Here is a 19892-nt window from a genome sequence, read left to right on the forward strand (position 1 = left end):
GTGATCGCCCTCTTTGCGAGGGGCAAGGCATGGCAGTATGGAACGATCGCAGAGCGAATTGGAATTTCCTACGCCGAAGTCCAGGCGGTGGGACAGAAGATGCAGCGTGCCCGCTTGGCGCATATATCCGTCATTCCCTATGACGGGTGTCGCCTATTCCTGAACGAACGCGGCGAGCAGGTGAAAATCGCGCTCCAGATTCTGGCCAAGATTCGGGAAAACCGAACCCGTTAGTTGGGAACATGATTTTCAGGGCAACGAGCTACGCTTTTCGGAGCTCATAGCCGTCCGCTGGGATGCGCTTGTTCGGCTCCCATCCTTTGAATGCGATCGCGCCGGACTTCCGCAATTCGGCAGCCATCGCCCCTGCATCTGTCTTACGGATCGCATAGTCGGCCAGCAGCCGCGGCCAGACCTTGCCCCATTGGATCCCAGCTTCAGCGGCCGCAATGTCGAGCAGCGATGACCTGGCCGCCGCGCGTTGGTCGTCGAGGAATTGGCGATGGGACACTGGTGCAGACTCCCAGGTGCTGTCGAAAAGGGAACTCTGCCCAGCCGTCTCGCGCTTCTGGAAGGATCGCTGTCCCGAAATCGTCGATTGGGCTTCCAACGCCTTGATCTGGCAGTCACGGAACACTTCGATGCCCGGCGGCTCACGCGTGCCATAGACAAGGAAGTAGTAGGTCCGGTTCGTGCCAGGGTAGCGGATGTCGACGTCGGCCACGTATTTGTAGCCACCCACGGACTTCACTGCCTCCTTGAAGCAGGCAAGGAAGGCCGCCTTGCGCTCCGTCGGGCCGGCAGCGTCGGCGACAGCGAGACGGGTTCGCCAGTCGATCCCGGGGAGCAGGCGATCATAGGTGTCGGCCAGGCTGTCGAGCGATGTGAACCTGTTGGCGAAGTCATACATGAAATTAAAGACGACCTCGCTCTGCTGCCGGGCCAGCAGAGGACGAAGGGCTTCGAGGTCGAGCTTGAAACCCTTGGGATCGATCAGCGAAAACGAAAAGGCCCTGTTCGGGATACGCGTCGCAATGTTCGGTGCGAGGGTAAGGAAATCTCCCCGATGCGGATGGACGGTGACCTCAGGAAACAGGGTGCCGATCGTTTGGAGCTCCGCGAATGGCTGCGCCTGCTTCTCGACCAGATGGGCTGTCATTCTGACGTTGCGTCGCCGCTGGGGAATATTCAGCCACGACTGGCGAGCAGCGGTCATGCTCTGCAGGGCGATCCCGAACGACGTGTCCCCATAGGCCTCACCGCCACTTTTCCAGGGGCCTGAATAGCCGTCGATGTAAACGACCTCGTCATAAACGCTGGCGATCTTGTGAACGAGGCGCTCGAGATAGTTGCGCAGGAAATGGTGTTTGACGAAGGCCTGCTCGCGGCCCGCATAATGCGCCGGGACTTCGACCTCGATCATGCCGCCACCTGGCTTGGCATCTCATTCCATTCCCGGCCATCGAGCTCGCGCCCGCCGGTCTTTGGCCTGATGCCACCCCACTGCTTGAAGAAGAAAGCGACCCCTTGGGCTGCGCACATGTCACGGATCTCGCGCGCCCATTCGATCGCCATCGGGCGAGCGCCGGGACCGCTTTCACCACCTGCGATGACCCAATGGATGCCGGTGAGATCGACCTTTCCGATCGGGCCGATCAGCGGCTCCACCGACAAGAAGCGGACACCGGCAGGAGCCTGCCGCAGGTGCTCGATCCGCGCGCGCGATCGTCCATCCTCGACCGACACGCCCAGCCAAATGTGGGCCGGCGGCTCGGCATCGCGATAACGGCGCTGCAGATAGTCTCGCATCAGCGAACTGCGCTTCGTCAAAACCTGGAAAACGTGCCAGTGGGCGCGCTCCATCGTGTCGAACACCCTGTCGATGAATTCGCGCGGCACCTCCTTGTGGAATAGGTCGCTCATGGAATTCACGAAGATCATGCGCGCCCGCTTCCACGCGAGCGGTTGACCCAAGCGCTCCGGACGGAGCGTCAGATCGAAGCCGTGTTCGAACGGATGGCCGGGGATTCCGCGCCATCTCTCCGAGAAGCGCTCTGCGTAGCAATTGTCGCATCCAGCAGTGATCTTCGTGCAACCCGTCACCGGGTTCCACGTCGCGTCCGTCCATTCAATCGCGCTGCCGTCCGCCATTGGAACTCCGTTAGAACATAGGCGGAACGATGCCACATCGCGAATCGCGACGCAACGGGTCGCAGGAGCGAGCGCAATACTTATTAGAAGCGCGCGCATGATCGCGTGCTGGCGCGCGCGCGCGAGTCAAGACCCGTAGACGAGCGATCCGCCGGTGGATCTGCAGCCGAAACCAACTCTCGAAATTCGCATGAGTGCACTGGCGATCGCGGGCGCAGCGTCCGCACACGCTCGCCCCGTCTGCGCACGATCGCGCCGCCGATCTGCCTCTCCCCACCGGAATGACCTTCGAAATGGAGTGAGATATGGAAAATGAGATTGACCTGACGGGCGTCGATCCGGCCCGCTGGCCAGAGATCCGCCGCCGCGTCGCCATCCTGGACGAGTATGTGAAGCTGTGGCGCCCTGCGGAGGAAATCCGCAAGGAATACGCCAAGCGCATGGGGGTGGCACTGTCGACCTTCATGGCCATCGCGCGCATCTGGCGCGAGAACCGGTCGGCATCGGCCATACCGGGTGCACGCGCGAGCAACAGCCTCCCCACCGCCCGCCGGATCGACCCCAGGTCGGTGGAGATCATGCAGGAGGCGATCGCCGATCTCGGTCCGTCGTCGCGCCGCGCGGACGTGCTGAAGGAAGTGGAGCGCCGCTGCGTGGCCGCCGGCGTCGCCAAGCCTTCGAATTCGACGATCACCAACCTGCTGGACAAGATGCGGGCGGCGGCGAACGCGACGACCGAATTCGCCCCCGAGATCCTCATCGACGAGTGCGCTGTGAAGCTGCCCGCCGTCCACGGCGGCGACATATACATGCCGCATGTGCTCGTCGCGGTGGCTCTGCCACAGGGGACGATTGTCGCCGCCGACATCGGCGACGGGCCGGACGAACCGCCTTCGGTCGCGCGCCTCGCCGAACGTCTGGAGGCAGCCTTTCCACGGACCGGGGTTGGTCTGCCCATTCGTGCGCCCCACCTCGATCCGATGGAGCGGGCGGTGGTCGGCGCCACCGACGCAGCCAATCCGACGCTTCGCCGGGTGCTCGGCGCCAAGCTGGACTGTCTGGGCCTTGTCTATCAGGAGTTCGAAGGCGCGTCCCACGGATGCGCTGGTGCGATCGAGGAACAGCTCGCCTCTCGGCAAGGAGGATGTGGGACGCGCGATCTGGTCGGCCATCGAGGCCCATAATGCCGCACGCCCGCCGCTGCCGGGCTTCGTGCTGGCAACTGCCGACAGCGGATTCACTCCTGCCGAGCGATGAACTCCAGGATTTGCACTGTGATCGGGGCCGGTCTATCGGCACCCTCCGCCACGCTCTGCGCCATCACCTCGGCATTGTGCTTCGCGACCTCTACCTCGATCGCGGTAGTGGCCTCCGCATCCGTGTGGGTCAGGCTGCCATCCGCAACTTCGTCCGTGTCCGTCCGGGCTGGCCAGATCTTGAGATCGCCGATCGTCGTCCCGGCGACGATGCGTAGGTAACGACCGTAGCGCCGTGGACCGATGATCAGTTCGAAGGGAATGCCCTTCTCGGCGGCACGAAAGTCCGATCGTGCCTCCTGCCATGCCGGTTCGTCGTCGCCGACGATGACGTCGACGCGCTCGGACTTGTCGGCCCATGGCAGGCCGGGAATCTCGTTCCGGTCGATCCGCTCAAGGGCGTCCGCCGCGGCCCGCCGGTACGCATCTCTGCTGTCGCGCACATCGCCCACGCTGAAACCGAGGATGAACCGTGCCGTCCTGTCCACGAGCGCGAAGACGACGTGGTGCCGGCCGTCAGGCCGGACAAGGTTGCATGCCACGGCGTCGAGACCTGGCCGCAACCCCACCAGCTCCTCGGCACGGAGGCGACGCTTCTCACGCTCGATCATCGTGCGGAGCGTGTTGAGGTGGGGAGCTTCATTCCCTCAAGTGACGGATCGACCTGAATCAGCCCGGCGATGGCTCCCACCTTCATTTTAGAATTGGCACCGACGATGCGTGGCAGCAGCGCCTGGATGCGATTGACCGCCTCCCCGCTCAAGCGCGGCCCTTTGCGCCCCGGCTTCTTCACATAGGTGCCGAGCGACGCGAGCGTCGGATCCGCCCGCCACGCGGACGCGATTTCATAGAATCGACTGACGGCGACGTCGGCTTGCTCAGCGGCTTCAGCAGCTGTGAGTTCGCCCGGCTCTTCAGTCCACCGCCTTAGAACCGCGATCCGCTGTAGCGCCGCCTCCCGACGATCGGACGCCATGCCGGCCCATAGGGTAAGTTCGTCCGCATTCGGTGCGCGACCGAGTGCAGGCCGCAGTTCGCCGTCCGGATCGAGCTTGGCTTCATCGGCGTCTATCGCCTGCGCGGCGGCGGCGCGATCGCCGGCATCATCTTCGGGACTGGTCATATCGAGGGCATATTAGGCGTCCATAATTAATACAACATAAATCCATATTGGTTATTGTATCGTAACTCATACAGCATATATCCGTAATTATTACCGAACAATCTCGTAATCGGTGATACGGGAGTATGTATGAGCGAACTCAAGAATTTATCGGAAAGCCCCGAAGCTGAAATGCGCCGTTCGACGTGGCAGCGCGTGCGCATGCATCGCATCGGTGACCGCCACCTCGACACCGTCGAACTGACCGTCGGCCTCAAGGCCAAGGCCAAGACTAAGGCCGAGGAGCGGGCGGCTTTGCGCCGCCGCGCCATCTGCAAGCTGATGGATTACTACAGCATCCCCAACACGGCGGGCGCTATCGCCGCTGCGATCGAGCGCCTCTGGACGCCTCGCGTACACAGCGACCTCGGCGCTCCTCCTCATCCGTCCACAATCGTCCGTTGGCGGAAGCTCGCCGGACCGGGTGCCAACAATCTCGCCAACTTCATGAGCGTGCGCCGTCAGCGCCGCGGTTCGAACTGAGGGAGGCCGGGAATATGACCTATCGCCGCAAGAACCCCGTTCGCCGTCACACCTCCTCCAAGCAAAGCATCCCTTTCGCACTCAACCAGAACAACGCGATCGTCCACTCGGTCATGCATCACTACGCGCTGCTCTATACTCAGGGCACGCTCCGCTCCGTGCGCCGTGGACACGACCTCGTGCTCCGCGAGCTGCATAACATCAATACGGCACCCTGCGCGAACAACGGCCCTATGCCGACCATGGAGACGATCCTTCGGACTCCGTGCTACAGCACATTCCTCCGCCTGGTTCGCAGCATGGAATGCGAGATCCAGGCGTCCTGCCTGGCGAACATTCACCGTGCCTTCCCGCAATCGGTCAGGGAGGCACGCTAAATGGTGCTACACCCCAACCACCGATATCGCGGCAGCGCTGACCCATGGTCGCGCTGCAGCATCCTGCCCGCGGTCAATACGCTGCCGAACCTCACCGACCCGTCCGTCCGTCCGAACCGTCGGCGCCTCCGTCGCATCACCGAGCAGTGGCTGCCGATCGGGGAAGGCGACGTGGTCGCCCGCTACACCGTGTTCCGTCACGGCGGCCATCAGCGCCCGATCATCGGTCGAGGCGGCAAGCACCTGCGCTTCCGCTTCCCGTCGACGAAGACCAACACCACCCAGTTGGGTGAAGGCAAGGGCGAGGCGTTCCTCGCCCTCCACAACGAGGTGTGGAGCGAGGTCGCCGACTATGAATGCCACCCCGGCGAGTTCGAGGTCATGGTCGGGGGAAAGCGGAAGCGCTACCGCCTTGATGCCATCCGCATGTTCCGCGACGGGACCGTCGAGGTCATCGAGTGCAAGCGGACCTCAAGGGATCTCAGTGACGAGGAGTATCGCGAACTCCTCGCGGTGATCGCCGAGATCTGCCGCAGCGTGGGATGGAAGTTCCGCGTCCTCTATCTGCGCGACATCAAGGGTTCCCGCGCCCGTCAGATGAACGTGTGGGGTCTCTACTGTCGTCGCTCGATGCTGCTCACCCCGGGTGAGGAACGGATCGCGAAGCGCCTGGTCGGCAACGGAGCGGCCATCGAGTGGGGCGATCTGCGCGACCGCCTTGCTCCCACTGATCCGTTGCGCGGCGATGCCGCCATCGAGCGCATGCTCGCACGCAGCACGCTGTCGACCGATCTGGACGTCGAGTTCAAGCCCGGCACGGTGCTGACGCCGCTCAAGCCCTTCACCGGCCAGTCGGAGATCCGCGTTTGAGCGGGGGCGAGGAGAAGCCCAAGCCCGTCATGTCTTGGAATCTCGATATCGAGCCAGGCGACGAGGTGAAGCTGTTCCGCGTCCCATACATATTCGAACGCGTCGATCCCGACGATGTCGTCACCTTTCGTCCGCCATCGGACCGCAAGGGCGGCGACTTTATGATCGAGACAGCGGACGGCCAGATGCGGAAGCCGACCACCAGCGAGGTCGGGCTGATCTGGGCCGAAGGCAATCTGCAATTCGTCGAGGCCGCTCTCGGCACAGCCGCCCGGCGGTTCGCGCGCCAGCAGAGAAAGGACATATCGCAGGCAAAGGCGGAGGATAAGGAAGCCCCCTTCAAGGCCGCGCTGCTGCGTTTGTTCGACAACAGCACCTTCACCAAGTCCGCCAACAGCATCGGCTTGTTCATGAAGGCCGCCTTGGCGATCCCAGAGATCGCCGCAATGGAGGGCGCACGCAAGGTCGCCCCCACCACGTTCCGCCGCTGGTTGCGCGAACGGGGGACGAAGGGTGCCCGCAAGGTCTGGGATTGTGTCGACATGACCGGTCGGATGCCGCGCACATGGACGATACCGCACCCAATCGAGATCGTGATGTATTGGGCGATCCGTGCGACGCATGTCCGCGGCGACTACCGCAAGAACCACGACCGCTACGTCGCGGACATCTACAAGACCAACAACGGCAAGCCGCTCAACCGCAACTTCTGCGTCGATCCGAGCGGAGAGGAAGGCGCCTGCGAGCGTCCGGCCGAATATCCGGTGCCGCCCAAGCCCTACAAGGCGATCAGCTACAAGCGCTTCTGGCGCATGTGCCGCGCGCTCAAGTCCACCGGCTACAAGGCCAAGACCAGCGCGCATGGCGCCTACCAGCTATTCGGCGGTGGCGGCGAGGGTGAACTCGCAACCCATCTCGGTGCCTTCTGCTGGATGGACGATACACCCATCCCCCGCATCTACTTCTTCGATGAAGAGACCGGCATCAACATCGGGCAGTGCACGCTCACACTGATGATCGAGGCGCTGTCACGCGTTATCGTCGGCTGGCACCTCAACATCGGCGCCGCATCGTCCTCGTCGGTGCTCAACACTGTCCTGCATGCCAACCGCCCCAAGCATGCGATCGTGACAAAGGAACTCCTCGAAATCGACCCTGACTGCGTGTGGTTTCGCCTCAAGCCTGGCGTCATCGGTTTCGACAACTCCACGGCAAATCACGGCCGCTCTGTCGAGGACGTGCTGTCGGATGCCTACATGGGCACCTTCTTCGCAGGTAGCGACATGCCACGTGACAAGTCCCCCATGGAGAGGGTCATCGGCACCGTCCTCGATATGGCTGTCAAGCAGGATCCGGACGCCAATTACGACATTGCGCGCATGCGTCGTTACAAGTTCAACGCCATGACCGGCGGCGACGACACGGATGAACGCGAGCTGATCCCGATGTCGTTCCAGCGCGGTAGTCGGTTGATCGACCAAGCGATCATGACCTACAATGTCTCGCGGCACAAAGGCCTCGATAATCGTCAACCAGGGCTCGCGTGGGCTCAGAAGCTGCAGGGCCGCAAGCTCGATAAGCTGGAGGACGAGGAAGGGTTCGTCGACTCAATCGGCGACGTCGATTTCGAAATGGAGATGACCAGTTCCGGCATCGACAGGTTCAGCCGTCACTACACGCCGGGTGCCGTCGACATGACGCGTATCATCAAGGAGTTCAACGACGGCGTTCGGCGCGCAAAGGACGACATCGGCTTCGACCGCAGGCCCAACATGGACGACCGGAAGAAGCACACTCATCGTGTAAAGGGCAAATACAGCCGCGAGGACATCGGTCTCATCAAGGTCTGGAATCCCTATCACGAGCCTCCGCAGTGGGAGCATTTCCACTGCACGGACCCCTCTGTCCATGGCATGCCGCTATGGCTTCACGAGCGCTGTCTGGAACTCGCCAAGCAAGAGGCGCTGGAATACTGCACGCCGGAGCAGCAGTCCTACGTGCGTGCCCGGCTCTTCGAGCAATGGGCCGACGTCAACGAAAAGTCGGCCGCGCGCGAGCGGCAGGCCATCGCAAAGGCCGTCCACGATCCGGCGGTGAAGAAGCACTTCGCCAAGTATGTCGAGGTCAGAGACGAGGATCCGCCTGAGCCGGTCGAAGTCGGCCCCGAACCGCGCACTTCCGTCGAGCACGGCTCCGCCGTGGGCAAGCGGTTGGACGCCCACATTCCGACACCACGCCAGAAGTCCAAGCCGCCGAAGAAGGTGGCCGAACTCAAGCGCACCGACGATCCTCCGATCATGATCCCGCCCGAAATGCCTGCCGGCGAGACAGTCCGCCGGCGTGGGCGCCCGCCGAAGGTCAAGTCACAGCAGGCTTCGCAGGATCAGGCTGCCCCCGATGACGTGGGAGGCCAGGCGCCCGAACTGACGCAGTTGCCCACCTATATCAGCCGTCGCGACAAGCGCCTCGGCAGAACGAATGCCGACCCGCGCGATGCCGGGACGCACCACCAGTCGGCCGAACGGCCCGACCAACGGGGGTCGTCCGGCTCCCGTTCCATGAAATGGGGAGATGACATTTGACCCGTAATACCAATGCAAACACCGCCGCCATCCAGACTGACGACACCGCCAAGGTCGACCCCGGTCTGCCCAAGCCCCGCCTGCCTCGTCGCGACCGGCCGAAGCGCACCGCTGACCGCCGCGACGCCGGCCAGCCGCGCGCCGGCGCGTCCGTGCCGGTCGAGGCCATGCCGGATCCGGCGATCGACGCCGTCTCCGACGGTCAGGAAATCTCGCCTGTCTCGCTGGCGGATGCTTCGCCGGTATCCTCCGTTCAGGAAGATATCACCGATACCTCGGGCATCGAAACGCCCGTTGACGACATGACTGCCGACGGCATCGTGACTGCGCCCGGTGAGGAAGATGGCTTCAATGGCACCGACTTGGTGGTCTCCAAGGAGCAGCCCGCAGAGGAGATGAAGCTGTCGCCGCAAATGAAGGACGCGTTCCTTCGCTTCCGCAACAGCAAGGCCGGCCGCCGCTCACCATTCGTCGCCCGCGCCATGACGAAGCTCATGCGGATCCGGCTGCCCTATCCCCGCCAGATCCAGGGGATGAACGAACTGGAGGAGCTGCGGCTGCTGGGCATGGAGATGCGCGGCGAGCAGCAGCTCGCCATCAACATCTTCGAGCGCACCGGAACCGGCAAGTCGACGCTCGCTGAGCAGTTCAAGCTCATGTGCAACATCGATGCGCCCGCGGGAACCATGCCGGTCTGCCACGCCCGCATGGGGACCAGCGGCACGGCGCGCGATCTGATGGTCGCCATCATGGGCGAGGTCCAGGACGGCTTTGCCACTGCGGGTAACGAGAACTCGCTCCGCCGCCGCGCTATGCGGGCTTTGGACGAGGCAGGTGTCCAGCTGCTCATCATCGACGAGACGCAGCACAGCGGTCAGAAGACGGGCTTTAGCAAGGAGGTCACAGCCGAGCTGAAGATCATGCTCGATACTGGCCGGGTGCCAATCGTGCTGCTCGGCACCGAGAAGGCCGTCCCGATGATCGCCGCCGACCGCGAACTCTCCGGCCGCATGTTCGCCCCGTGCCGTCTTGCACCCCTGGACATGGACAGCGACGATGACTTCGAAATCTGGACCGGTCTGCTGAAGGGGCTCGATGCCCGTCTCGTATCCGACGGCATCCTCGCGCAGCCCGTGGGCCTCGACAACGAGGATATCGCGGACGCCCTCGGCGAGGCGACGGAGGGCATCATCGGCCAGCTCATGCGTGTCATGCTGACGGCCGTGCGCAACGTCGCACGTGAGGAGCGCGACGTGATGACCGTCGACGACGTCATCAAAGCGGTCGACTCCTGGTCGATCGAGCTCAAGTTCGCCAAGACGAACGCTCTGAAGGACCTGTAAGATGAGCGGGGACGAGACGATCGCGGCGCCCATGACGACGACGTTCGGCACCTTGCTCCGGGAAGTCGCCGGCGAACTTGTCGCAACGCGCTCACGCGTCCCGTCCCCGCCGCCGACACGCGAAGACTGGCGTCGGCTGCGCATCGGCATTCGCGTAAACCCTACCGAGTCGCTCCGCAGCCTGACTTACCGCTCCTGTGCGATCAACGACCTGCCCAACAGCTGGGGCCTCCTCCAGCATCTGGGGCTGCATCACCGCAATCAGGTTCTGGTCGCGGAGGGCGACGACATCGAAACCGCCCAGTTGGCGCACGCCATGCGGATTTCGGATCACGATGTGCTCTTCCGCAGATATGACGCTCTCGGGCGCGACCACCGCTCGTTCTTCGGCCTCGACGTCCACCAAGAAATTCTCGAAAACCGGATCCGCAGCTTTTCACCAGCCGCATTCCGCGCTGACGCAGTCAGACGGTCTGGCCCCGATGATCGAGCCTATGCCTTCCACCGCGCGACCTGGGAATTGCGCGCCATTCCGTTCTGCCTCGAACATTGGGACATGCTCCAGGATAGATGCTGGTGTGAGGGAGAAGGCGTCATCCAACGCTGGACCCGCACCGCGTCCCACCTTCACGAGTGCGACCAGTGCGGAGATCCGCTCGCGAGTCTCGAGTCATACCCCGTTCCGGATGACATGCGTCCGGCGCTGAGCGCGCTGCGGGCGCTCGTTGATCCTATCACCTCGACCAGGGCCACAGCCGCAGTAGCGCTGCCCGAAGCCATGCGCGCTGCGGATCGCAGCAGGATCTTCTACGCCGTCGGGCGGCTCGCGGATGCGATCGACCCCGATGCTAAAGGTCGCCCGATCGATGCTCCACGGGAGCGGCTGCACGGACTATGGCGAGCGTGCATGGCCTTGATCAGCTGGCCGGAGGGATTCGGTGAGATAGCAGACCTTGCGGTGTCTGCCGGCCAACGGAGCAGGATCCGGAAGGCATGGCTGGCAATCGGCGACGCAACAAGCTCAGCAGACAAAACAAAGGCAGAGAGCGAGGCAGGCTTTCGTCGGAAGAACACAGCCAAGGGATCGCTCTCCCGATGCGAGGCGCTCAAGCTCGCGAATTCTCTGAAACCCGTCGGAATCCGCCCCGCCACCGAAATTGCACGCTTGTCGACCAAGATATTGATGTGGGCGTGGGATGCAGGGCACTTTACCCAGCACCGTCGGGCTCACGGTCCACGCGAACTTCCGGCATTCGATCGTGTCGAACTCGTCAACTTCAGCGATAAGTGGTCCAAGCGGGTGTCACCCTCGTCGCTGGCACACGAACTCGGCATCTCACTCCATGGAGTCGAGCAACTCGCCGCGCTCGGCGTCATCCCCGCAAAGGCTCCTGCCATCCCGGACAGCGGTCCGCATTTCTATCCAGAGGATGTAGAAGAATTCTTCACGAGGCTCGAAGATTTGGTGGCCGGGCCTGTCGCCGCAGCAGAGACGATCGTGGACCCTGTCACGTTGATACATGCCATGAAGCATGTGAGCGGTCGTCCCAAGCCATGGGGGCCAGTCATCAAGATGCTGCTCGACGGTGATATGCACTTCGAGGTCAGCGAGAACCGGAGGGTAGCCGATAGCATCGTGATTTCGGCAAGCGATATCTACATCGTGAAGGCACTCCGGTTTGACCGCGACAGCTTCGAAATCGACTTTTCACCTGAGATCATCCAGCATGATGCTTTGAACCTATTGAATATCGCTGACAGCGCCTCGCGGATCTTGAATGGCCTGCCGAGCAAGGGCGTGAACCCGAAGTTCTACCGCGTCGCTGACATCGAGGAACGCGCCCAGAAGTTCGTCACGCTGCCAGAGCTCGCACTCGCTCTGGGCATGATCCCAGCCGACGCGTATGATTGGCTGAAGGATGAGCGTTTTGCCGAGACGATGCCGGGCCTCTGGAACAGGGATGTGCTGGACGCTATCAGGCAGCGCCCGGTCAAAGACCGAAACGCCGAGAAATCCTGAGATACATAGAGATGTCAGAGGCAGGGCGTGGCTTCCGGCACGTTCTGTCAGCCTCCCGTCGAGCCACTCTACCTGTCCAGAAAATTAAAGTTGAGCCAATCATGCTGGAAAGAGCGAAAATGGCTCAAACGGAAATATCTTGTGTTTTCAATTCCAATAGCTGAGCCACTCTAAACGACATTCCGACATTTCTTCCTGCTCGACTTGTCCCGCCGCTCCCGTCTAAGAAGGCGGGATGATGAAGCTGTTCATTGGCAACAAAGCCTATTCGAGCTGGTCCCTGCGCGGCTGGCTGGCGTGCAAATTATCCGCTCTCCCGTTCGAGGAGGTGGTCGTCCCCCTTTATGACGAAGCCTGGGAAAAGCGGCGCGAGGGCGACGAATTTGCGCCTTCTTCCGGCAAGGTGCCGATCCTGTGGGACGGCGACGACATCGTCGTGTGGGACAGCCTGGCCATCGTCGAATATCTCAACGAGAAAAGCGGCGGCACCCTGTTCTGGCCCGCCGATCCCGCCGCCCGCGCCATGGCCCGGTCGATGGCGGCGGAAATGCATTCCAGCTTCGCCGCGTTGCGCCGCGAGCACAGCATGAACATCCGGCAAATCTATCCCGCCGTGCCGCCTTCGGACGCGGTGGCGCAGGACATAGCCCGCCTCATGCAGCTATGGGCGCAGGCCCGCGCCCGTCATGGCGGCGACGGCGAGTTTCTGTTCGGGGCATTCGGCGCGGCGGACGTAATGTTCGCGCCCGTCGTCACGCGCCTCATCACCTATCAACTGCCCGTCGCCCGCTTTGCGGAGGCCTATATGCACGCGATCATCTCGCATCCCTGGATGCAGGAATGGATCGGCGGCGCACAGGCCGAAGATTGGGTGATCGACCGGTTCGAAATTCCGGCGCAAACCGCCTGACGATGAGCGACGCGCCCGAACCGGATACTCCCAAGGAAGCGCGCGCGGCCGAAGCCGCCGCGATTCGTCGCCGCTGGATCACGCTGGGCGAAGTGTTGGCCGTGCTGGCGGTCGGCATCTCCGCCCTCACCCTCTATCTCAATTGGGCCGACAAGCAGGACGAGCGCGCAGAAAAGGCAGCGGAAAGTCGCAAAGCGTCCAGCCGCGCTGCCGTGCTGGTGCTGAACGCCGACGGGGTGAAGGACGACCGGATCGTCATCAAGACGACCGATCCCGATCAGGTCATCCAGAGCCAGACCATCCTCTTCCCCGCGCGCTGGGCATCGCGCCGGTCGAAACGACGGGCGATCCCCGGATCGAGGCGGGCTGGTTCGACGGCGCGCTGAAGAAGGCGCGGGCCAAGGCGAAGCTGCCCGACGACAGCGTCGGCGACGAACGGCTGCCGGTCGCCATCACCACCCGCTTCGTTGTCGGCGGCGACGCGCATGAAAATGTCGCGCTGTACGACATCGGCTATGGCGTGAAGGGCGGCTGGATCGCGGGCCACAGCGTCGCGCTGCGCGGCCTGTCGCGGGTCGCCACGCTCAAGGGCGACAGCGCCCAGGCACGGATCGACGCCCGCTGGGCGCAGTTGAGTAAGCCATAGCCCTGCTTCGCCTCCGCAAACCTCAAAGCCCCTTGCCTTGGCCGCCGCGACCGGGTGGAAGGGGCAATGCGGGATCGTCGCATAAAAGGATAAGAAGAGCGCCATGAGCGTGATGGGATCGATAGACCTGGCGCATGCGACCGCGGGCCTGCTGGTGGGCGCGCTTGTCGGCCTGACCGGCGTCGGCGGCGGATCGCTGATGACGCCATTGCTGGTGCTGTTCTTCGGCGTCAGCGCCAAGACGGCGGTCGGCACCGACCTGCTTTTCGCGGCCATCACCAAGATCGCAGGGTCAGTGGTCCATGGTCAGCGCGAGACGATCGAATGGCCGATCGTCCGCCGCATGGCGATGGGCAGCGTGCCCGCCGCCATCGCGACGCTGATGCTGCTGGGCTGGATCGGCGAGATCGGCCAGTCCGCCGAAAATATCATCCTCACCGCGCTCGCCAGCTTGCTGGCGCTGACGGCCGTCGCGATATTGGGTCGCAAATGGCTGTTCCGTCATCGCGGCGATCTCGACGCCATCCGCCCGCCGGGCACCACCACCGCCGCCACGGTGATATTGGGCGCGCTGATCGGGGGCGCTGTGTCGCTCTCTTCGGTGGGCGCAGGCGCGATCGGCGTTACGGTGCTGCTGTTCCTTTACCCACGCTTGCAAGTGGCCCGCATCGTCGGGTCCGACATCGCCCATGCCGTGCCGCTGGCGCTGATCGCCGGGATGGGCCATTGGCTGATGGGCGACGTCAACGGCGTGCTGCTCGGCAATTTGCTGATCGGATCGATCCCCGGCGTCATCGCCGGCAGCTACCTGTCATCCCACGCGCCCGACCGCGTGCTGCAACCCCTGCTCGCCGCCGTACTGGCGCTGTCGTCCTGGCAGTTGTTCGTGAAGGCGCGGGCCGCCGATACGGTGCATGTGGCGGCATCCACGCAGACGCACGCACAGCATTGACGCCATAACGCCATGTGCTCCCGCGAAGGCGGGAGCCTAGTCGATAGCGTGGAACTGGGTTCCCGCCTGCGCGGGAACACGGCCTGACACTCACAAAAAAGCCCGGCGCTCCATCAGGAACGCCGGGCTTTTTGCATCCAAAAGGATCGCAGGCTTTAGCCGACGATTTCTTCCGGCTTGAAGAAATAGGCGATTTCGATCGCGGCATTTTCTTCGCTGTCCGACCCATGGACCGAATTGGCTTCGATCAATTCGGCCAGTTCCTTGCGGATCGTGCCCGCGTCGGCATTGGCCGGGTTGGTGGCGCCCATGATGTCGCGGTTACGCTGCACGGCGTTTTCGCCTTCCAGAACTTGGACGACGACCGGGCCGGAGATCATGAAGGCGACCAGATCGGCGAAGAAGGGGCGTTCCTTGTGTACGCCATAAAAGCCTTCGGCCTGTTCGCGGCTCATGCGGATGCGCTTGGACGCGACGACGCGCAGGCCTGCTTCTTCCAGCAGCTTGGTGACCGCACCGGTCAGGTTGCGACGGGTAGCGTCGGGCTTGATGATCGAAAAAGTGCGCGTTACGGCCATGGCCCTCAATACTCCGAATGGTTGGAAATGCTGGGCGCGCCTTTAGACGCGGGCCGGGCAAGTCGCAAGGGGGTTGAGCGGACGGGGTCAGGCCATCTGCACCCATTTGCGGCCATCCTGCCGGAAATAGCGCGCCGCTATCCCCTCCCGCTTGGCCAAGGCGCGCCAGCTGGCCCGCGCCGCTTCGATCGTATCATCGTCGAAAAAGTGGAAGACGCGCTCGAAATCCAGCGCCTCGTCGCGCCAGACGCCATCGGCCAGCGCGATGTGGCGCGCGCCATTGGCGGCGTCGCAGGTGCCACTCAGCAGGATCGGCTGCTGCGCCTCCGCCCCCGCGCCCGCCGACCCGTGCGCCAGGAAACTGTCGGGCGGCCCGGCCCATAGCCCTGCCGAAATCCGCTCCAGCCGGTCAGGTTCCTGCGCCACCACCAGCAACCGCGCACCCATCGCCAGGATGCGCGCCGCGATCGCGGGCAGCACCTGGTCCACGGGATCGCGGCTGAGCTGGTAGAAATCGACCTGCATGGGTGGAGCCTTGGTTGAGGGGAGCCATGTTCCCGCGCAGGCGGGAACCCAGTCCAAAGGCCGGAACTGGGTTCCCGCCTACGCGGGAACACCTTATCGTTACACCTCGAACTTGTCCGCGACCAGCCGGTCGATCAACCGCACGCCATAGCCGGTCGCGCCCTTGTCCCATGTGCCGCCCGGCTTGTCGGACCACACCATGCCCGCAATATCCAGATGCGCCCATTTCACGCCATCCTCGACAAAGCGCTTGATGAACTGCGCAGCGGTAATTGACCCGGCATAGCGACCACCGATATTCTTCATGTCGGCGATCGGGCTGTCGATCAGCTTGTCATAGGCGGCCGACATTGGAAAGCGCCACAGCTGGTCGCCGCTCGCCTTGCCCGCCGCCGTCAGATCGTCCGCCAGGGCATCGTCATTGGCGAACAGCCCGCCATATTGGTCGCCCAGCGCCACGATCATCGCGCCGGTCAGCGTCGCCAGGTCGATCACCACCTCGGGCTTGTAGGTGCGCTGCGCCCAGGTCAGCGCGTCGCACAGCACCAGCCGCCCTTCGGCGTCAGTGTTCAGCACCTCGATCGTCTGGCCCGACATCGACGTCACGATGTCACCCGGACGCTGCGCATTGGCGTCGGGCATATTTTCAACCAGACCGCAAATGCCGACGACCCGCGCCTTGGCTTTCCGCCCGGCCAGCGCCTTCATCGCACCCGCGACCGCGCCCGCGCCGCCCATGTCCCATTTCATGTCTTCCATGCCGGCCGCCGGCTTGATCGAAATGCCGCCGGTGTCGAACGTCACGCCCTTGCCAATGAAGACGACCGGTTTTTCCACAGCGCCATCGGTGCCGTCCCATTCCATCGCCAGCAGCCGCGCTTCTCGCACGGAACCCTGCGCCACGCCCAGCAGCGATCCCATGCCCAGCGCTTCCATCGCCGCCTTGTCCAGCACGGTGATCTTGACGCCCAGCTCGCTCAAATGCTGGCAGCGCTCCACGAAGCTTTCGGGGTAGAGGATGTTAGCCGGTTCCGACACCAGCTCGCGAGTGAAGGCGACGCCTTCGGCCACCGCGGCCAGTTTGGCCCAGGCGGCGTCGGCACCGGTGGCGACCAGCGTGATCGTCTTCAACGTCGGCTTGGCCTTTTCCGGCTGACGCGTGCGATAGGTGTCGATCCGCCAGCCGCGCAGCCGCGCGCCGAAGGCCAGCTGCGCCGCCTGCTCGCCGGTCGCACCGCCGAAAAATTCGACCGCCGCATGGGTCGCGCCGCTGGTCGACAGCTTGGCGGTCAGCGCCGCACCCGCCTTCTCATAGTCCAGCTCGGCCCCAGCGCCCACGCCAAGCAACAACACGCGTACCGCCTTGCCGCCTTCGTCCACGAAACTTTCGAAGCTTGCGCCCGTCTCCCCGGTGAAGCGCGACGCGGCCGCGCCCGCCGCCAGGGTCGGCGCTGCGCTCAGCGGCAGCGTGTCGAAACCGCCCTTGGGAACGACGAAGACCAACGTATCGGCATCGGGGCGGGTCGGGCTGAACTGGATATCCATGGGGGCTGTTGTCCTCTTGTGTCTGGGGGCGGAAAAACCGCGCGCTTGTCTGCCAGATAGTGCGGCTTTCCTCCGCTGGCAAAGCCGTTCGACCGATTTCGCGCCAAAGATGCGCGACGGGCGATTGCGAAGGGGCAATCAGTGCGATAGGCGGGACGGCAAGACGCGCCCCGTCGATGAGGCTCCACCGCTTGCAAACCCTGTTTTCCCCTTTCTCCATCCGCGCCGCCCTGCTGGCCGGTGCGACGTTGCCCGCCCTGATGCTTGCGCCGTCCGCGCTGGCGCAGCAGTTGAACGAACCCGTCGCCCCGATCAGCGCGCCCGACGCGCCGGTCCCGGCCAGCGACGACCAGATCGGCTTTGCCGCCGACGCGCTACAATATGACAGCAACAGCGAAACCGTGACCGCCAACGGCAATGTCCAGTTGCTGCGCGACGGCAACCGGCTGCGCGCCGACAAGGTCGTATGGGATCGCACCAGCGGGAAGGTGGAGGCGTTCGGCAACGTCTCGATCGTCGATCCCGAAGGCAATGTCGCCTATGGCGATCGCATCAATGTGACCGACACGTTGAAGGACGGCGCGGTCGACAATATGCTGCTGGTGCTGCAGTCGGGCGGTCGGCTGGCGGCGGTCGAGGGGACACGCGCCAACGGCGTCTATACGCTCAATCGCGCCACTTATACCGGCTGCGCGGTAGAGGATAGCAAGGGCTGCCCCAAGGAACCCACCTGGCAGATCAATGCCGTCCGCGTGATCTACGATCCCGTGCGGCAGCGCGTGACGTATAAGAACGCCAATGTCGAACTGTTCGGTCTGCCGCTCATTCCCCTGCCCGGCCTGTCGCATCCGGTCGGCGATGGCGGCAGCAGCGGCCTGCTGGTGCCCAACCTGCGCTATGATCGCAATAACGGCTTCGAAGTCGCGCTGCCCTATTATTTCAAGCTGGCGCCCAATCGCGACCTGACCATCACGCCGCACGTCTATACCGAAACGCTGCCGATGCTGGAGGCGAATTATCGCCACCTCTACGATCGCGGCGCCTATCAGGTTCTGGGCTTCCTGACCTATGGCAGCCGCGTCGCGACCGGCGAGGTCACGGGCACCACGCCCGCTGAATCGCAAAAGGATATTCGCGGCTATATCGACGCCAATGGCAAGATGCAGTTCTCGCCCGAATGGAGCCTGGACGGGTCCATTCGCGTTGCGAGCGACCGCACCTTCCTGCGCCGCTACGACATCAGCCGCGACGACCGGCTGCGATCGACCATCGGGGCGCAGCGGATCGGCGACAACAGCTATTTCTCGATTCGCGGCTGGGCGGTCCAGACCCTGCGCCAGGGCGATTCGCAAGGGCAGACGCCAATTGCGCTGCCGCTGATCGATTACCGGCTGCGCATGAAAGACCCGCTGCTCGGCGGCGTGCTCCAGTTGCAGGCCAATACGCTCGCCATCACCCGCACCAGCGGACAGGACACGCAGCGCGCTTTCGCGGCGGCCGAATGGAATCTGCGCACGCTGACCGGGATGGGTCAGGAAGTCACCTTTACCGGCTATCTGCGCGGCGACCTCTATCACAGCAGCGACAATGACCTGACGAGCGTCGCCAGCTATGCCGGCAGTCCGGGCTGGCAAACCCGCGGCATCGCCGCTGCGGCGGTCGACATGCGCTGGCCGTTCGTGGGTGAAGCCTTTGGCGGCGTGCAGCGGATCGCGCCGCGCATCCAGATCGTCGCCGCGCCCCACCTCGCCAACCTGTCGCTGCCCAACGAAGACGCCCGCGCCGTCGATCTGGAAGACAGCAACCTCTTCGCGCTCAATCGCTTTGCTGGCTATGACCGGTTCGAAGACAGTTCCCGCATCACCTATGGCGTGGAATATAGTTTGGACCTGCCCGACTTCTCGCTCCAGAGCAATGTCGGCCAAAGCTATCGTCTCAACAACCGCGAAACCATCCTGCCTGACGGCACCGGCCTGTCCGACCGCATGTCCGATATCGTGGGCCGCACCACCATCCGCTACAAAAATTTCGTCGCCTTCACCCATCGTTTCCGCGTGGACAAGGATAATCTGGCCATTCGCCGCAATGAGATCGACGCGACTGTGGGCAGCAAGAAGACCTATGTGATGGCCGGCTATCTGCGGCTCAACCGCAATATCCAGTCGAGTGCGGAGGATCTGCAGGATCGGGAGGAACTGCGCCTGGGCGGCCGGGTTCAGTTCGCGCGTTTCTGGTCGGTCTTCGGTTCGACGGTCATCGACCTGACCGATGCGAAGGAAGATCCGCTCAGCGTTTCGGACGGCTATCAGCCCGTCCGCCATCGCCTGGGCGTCGCCTATGAAGACGACTGCCTGACCCTGGGCCTTACCTGGCGGCGCGATTATCAGGCCAATGGCGACGCGCGAAAGGGCAATGGTTTCCAGCTACGGCTAGCTTTCCGCAATATTGGCATATAAGGGAAATGCTCCCGCCCGCCGTCAGGACTGGTTAAG

Annotated in this window: 18 protein-coding genes and 1 pseudogene; 12 read left to right on the top strand and 7 right to left on the bottom strand. The window is 63.5% G+C overall.

From position 1 onward, the window contains the following. Nucleotides 1-234, top strand: a complete 234-nt coding sequence (locus U5A89_RS15225; protein ID WP_338161912.1) for a hypothetical protein — start codon at nucleotides 1-3, stop codon at nucleotides 232-234. Nucleotides 235-262: 28 nt separating this feature from the next. On the opposite strand, the gene tcmP is transcribed toward U5A89_RS15225, so the two are convergent. Together tcmP and U5A89_RS15235 are read right to left on the bottom strand one after the other, a co-directional pair. Further along, the gene (gene tcmP, locus U5A89_RS15230; RefSeq protein ID WP_338161913.1) at nucleotides 263-1423 is read right to left on the bottom strand and encodes a three-Cys-motif partner protein TcmP; all 1161 of its coding nucleotides are present in this window, start codon (nucleotides 1421-1423) and stop codon (nucleotides 263-265) included. Then, the gene (locus tag U5A89_RS15235; protein WP_338161914.1) at nucleotides 1420-2151 is read right to left on the bottom strand and encodes a DUF5131 family protein; all 732 of its coding nucleotides are present in this window, start codon (nucleotides 2149-2151) and stop codon (nucleotides 1420-1422) included. Before U5A89_RS15235 ends, tcmP begins: the two co-directional genes overlap by 4 nt. A gap of 305 nt (nucleotides 2152-2456) precedes the next feature. Here U5A89_RS15235 and U5A89_RS15240 point away from each other — a divergent pair, with 305 nt between their 5' ends. Next, nucleotides 2457-3335: a hypothetical protein gene (locus tag U5A89_RS15240; RefSeq protein ID WP_338161915.1), complete on the top strand. Its 879-nt coding sequence runs from the start codon at nucleotides 2457-2459 to the stop codon at nucleotides 3333-3335. A 53-nt stretch (nucleotides 3336-3388) separates the two neighbouring features. Here U5A89_RS15240 and U5A89_RS15245 read toward each other — a convergent pair whose 3' ends face one another. Together U5A89_RS15245 and U5A89_RS15250 are read right to left on the bottom strand one after the other, a co-directional pair. Then, nucleotides 3389-4018 (bottom strand): hypothetical protein, encoded by a 630-nt coding sequence (locus tag U5A89_RS15245; RefSeq protein ID WP_338161916.1) that lies wholly within the window; start codon nucleotides 4016-4018, stop codon nucleotides 3389-3391. Then, nucleotides 4015-4530 carry a hypothetical protein gene (locus U5A89_RS15250; RefSeq protein ID WP_338161917.1) on the bottom strand — a complete coding sequence of 172 codons (516 nt, stop codon included), beginning with the start codon at nucleotides 4528-4530 and terminating at the stop codon, nucleotides 4015-4017. The genes U5A89_RS15245 and U5A89_RS15250 overlap by 4 nt, the downstream gene beginning before the upstream one ends. Before the next feature lie 129 nt (nucleotides 4531-4659). On the opposite strand from U5A89_RS15250, the gene U5A89_RS15255 reads away from it, so the two are divergent. The 9 genes and pseudogenes from U5A89_RS15255 (at nucleotide 4660) to U5A89_RS15295 (ending at nucleotide 14752) form a co-directional block, all read left to right on the top strand. Next, a complete protein-coding gene (locus U5A89_RS15255) occupies nucleotides 4660-5052 on the top strand; it encodes a hypothetical protein (protein ID WP_338161918.1) in 393 nt (130 codons plus the stop codon). A 14-nt stretch (nucleotides 5053-5066) separates the two neighbouring features. Further along, entirely contained in the window at nucleotides 5067-5429 is a 363-nt protein-coding gene (locus tag U5A89_RS15260) for a hypothetical protein (RefSeq protein WP_338161919.1), read from the top strand. Continuing rightward, nucleotides 5430-6299 (top strand): hypothetical protein, encoded by an 870-nt coding sequence (locus tag U5A89_RS15265; RefSeq protein ID WP_338161920.1) that lies wholly within the window; start codon nucleotides 5430-5432, stop codon nucleotides 6297-6299. Further along, entirely contained in the window at nucleotides 6296-8881 is a 2586-nt protein-coding gene (locus U5A89_RS15270; protein ID WP_338161921.1) for a hypothetical protein, read from the top strand. The genes U5A89_RS15265 and U5A89_RS15270 overlap by 4 nt, the downstream gene beginning before the upstream one ends. After that, nucleotides 8878-10224, top strand: coding sequence for a TniB family NTP-binding protein (locus U5A89_RS15275; RefSeq protein ID WP_338161922.1), 1347 nt, complete (start codon nucleotides 8878-8880; stop codon nucleotides 10222-10224). Before U5A89_RS15270 ends, U5A89_RS15275 begins: the two co-directional genes overlap by 4 nt. Before the next feature lies 1 nt (nucleotide 10225). Further along, on the top strand, nucleotides 10226-12244 hold the full coding sequence (locus U5A89_RS15280) for a hypothetical protein (RefSeq protein WP_338161923.1): 2019 nt from the start codon (nucleotides 10226-10228) through the stop codon (nucleotides 12242-12244). Nucleotides 12245-12479: 235 nt separating this feature from the next. Continuing rightward, the gene (locus U5A89_RS15285) at nucleotides 12480-13154 is read left to right on the top strand and encodes a glutathione S-transferase family protein (RefSeq protein ID WP_338161924.1); all 675 of its coding nucleotides are present in this window, start codon (nucleotides 12480-12482) and stop codon (nucleotides 13152-13154) included. Nucleotides 13155-13156: 2 nt separating this feature from the next. Then, a pseudogene (locus U5A89_RS15290) lies at nucleotides 13157-13800 on the top strand (hypothetical protein). Between the two features lie 103 nt (nucleotides 13801-13903). After that, on the top strand, nucleotides 13904-14752 hold the full coding sequence (locus tag U5A89_RS15295) for a sulfite exporter TauE/SafE family protein (protein ID WP_338161925.1): 849 nt from the start codon (nucleotides 13904-13906) through the stop codon (nucleotides 14750-14752). Nucleotides 14753-14907: 155 nt separating this feature from the next. On the opposite strand, the gene ndk is transcribed toward U5A89_RS15295, so the two are convergent. The 3 genes from ndk to U5A89_RS15310 form a co-directional block, all read right to left on the bottom strand. Next, nucleotides 14908-15330: a nucleoside-diphosphate kinase gene (gene ndk, locus U5A89_RS15300; protein ID WP_338161926.1), complete on the bottom strand. Its 423-nt coding sequence runs from the start codon at nucleotides 15328-15330 to the stop codon at nucleotides 14908-14910. An 87-nt stretch (nucleotides 15331-15417) separates the two neighbouring features. Continuing rightward, the gene (locus tag U5A89_RS15305) at nucleotides 15418-15855 is read right to left on the bottom strand and encodes a DNA polymerase III subunit chi (protein ID WP_338161927.1); all 438 of its coding nucleotides are present in this window, start codon (nucleotides 15853-15855) and stop codon (nucleotides 15418-15420) included. Between the two features lie 99 nt (nucleotides 15856-15954). Next, a complete protein-coding gene (locus U5A89_RS15310; RefSeq protein ID WP_338161928.1) occupies nucleotides 15955-17400 on the bottom strand; it encodes a leucyl aminopeptidase in 1446 nt (481 codons plus the stop codon). A 176-nt stretch (nucleotides 17401-17576) separates the two neighbouring features. Here U5A89_RS15310 and U5A89_RS15315 point away from each other — a divergent pair, with 176 nt between their 5' ends. Next, nucleotides 17577-19856: an LPS-assembly protein LptD gene (locus U5A89_RS15315; RefSeq protein WP_445190659.1), complete on the top strand. Its 2280-nt coding sequence runs from the start codon at nucleotides 17577-17579 to the stop codon at nucleotides 19854-19856. Nucleotides 19857-19892: the final 36 nt, after the last annotated feature.

It is taken from the genome of Sphingobium sp. HWE2-09, from assembly GCF_035989265.1.
Taxonomy (GTDB): domain Bacteria; phylum Pseudomonadota; class Alphaproteobacteria; order Sphingomonadales; family Sphingomonadaceae; genus Sphingobium.

Bases quoted from the DNA above. Each gene is read 5' to 3' on its own strand.
- U5A89_RS15245 (WP_338161916.1), bottom strand. From the start codon at position 4,018: ATGATCGAGCGTGAGAAGCGTCGCCTCCGTGCCGAGGAGCTGGTGGGG.
- U5A89_RS15315 (WP_445190659.1), top strand. From the start codon at position 17,577: ATGAGGCTCCACCGCTTGCAAACCCTGTTTTCCCCTTTCTCCATCCGC.
- U5A89_RS15310 (WP_338161928.1), bottom strand. From the start codon at position 17,400: ATGGATATCCAGTTCAGCCCGACCCGCCCCGATGCCGATACGTTGGTC.
- U5A89_RS15255 (WP_338161918.1), top strand. From the start codon at position 4,660: ATGAGCGAACTCAAGAATTTATCGGAAAGCCCCGAAGCTGAAATGCGC.
- U5A89_RS15285 (WP_338161924.1), top strand. From the start codon at position 12,480: ATGATGAAGCTGTTCATTGGCAACAAAGCCTATTCGAGCTGGTCCCTG.
- U5A89_RS15295 (WP_338161925.1), top strand. From the start codon at position 13,904: ATGAGCGTGATGGGATCGATAGACCTGGCGCATGCGACCGCGGGCCTG.
- tcmP (WP_338161913.1), bottom strand. From the start codon at position 1,423: ATGATCGAGGTCGAAGTCCCGGCGCATTATGCGGGCCGCGAGCAGGCC.
- U5A89_RS15250 (WP_338161917.1), bottom strand. From the start codon at position 4,530: ATGACCAGTCCCGAAGATGATGCCGGCGATCGCGCCGCCGCCGCGCAG.
- U5A89_RS15265 (WP_338161920.1), top strand. From the start codon at position 5,430: ATGGTGCTACACCCCAACCACCGATATCGCGGCAGCGCTGACCCATGG.
- U5A89_RS15305 (WP_338161927.1), bottom strand. From the start codon at position 15,855: ATGCAGGTCGATTTCTACCAGCTCAGCCGCGATCCCGTGGACCAGGTG.
- U5A89_RS15260 (WP_338161919.1), top strand. From the start codon at position 5,067: ATGACCTATCGCCGCAAGAACCCCGTTCGCCGTCACACCTCCTCCAAG.
- U5A89_RS15240 (WP_338161915.1), top strand. From the start codon at position 2,457: ATGGAAAATGAGATTGACCTGACGGGCGTCGATCCGGCCCGCTGGCCA.
- ndk (WP_338161926.1), bottom strand. From the start codon at position 15,330: ATGGCCGTAACGCGCACTTTTTCGATCATCAAGCCCGACGCTACCCGT.
- U5A89_RS15235 (WP_338161914.1), bottom strand. From the start codon at position 2,151: ATGGCGGACGGCAGCGCGATTGAATGGACGGACGCGACGTGGAACCCG.
- U5A89_RS15280 (WP_338161923.1), top strand. From the start codon at position 10,226: ATGAGCGGGGACGAGACGATCGCGGCGCCCATGACGACGACGTTCGGC.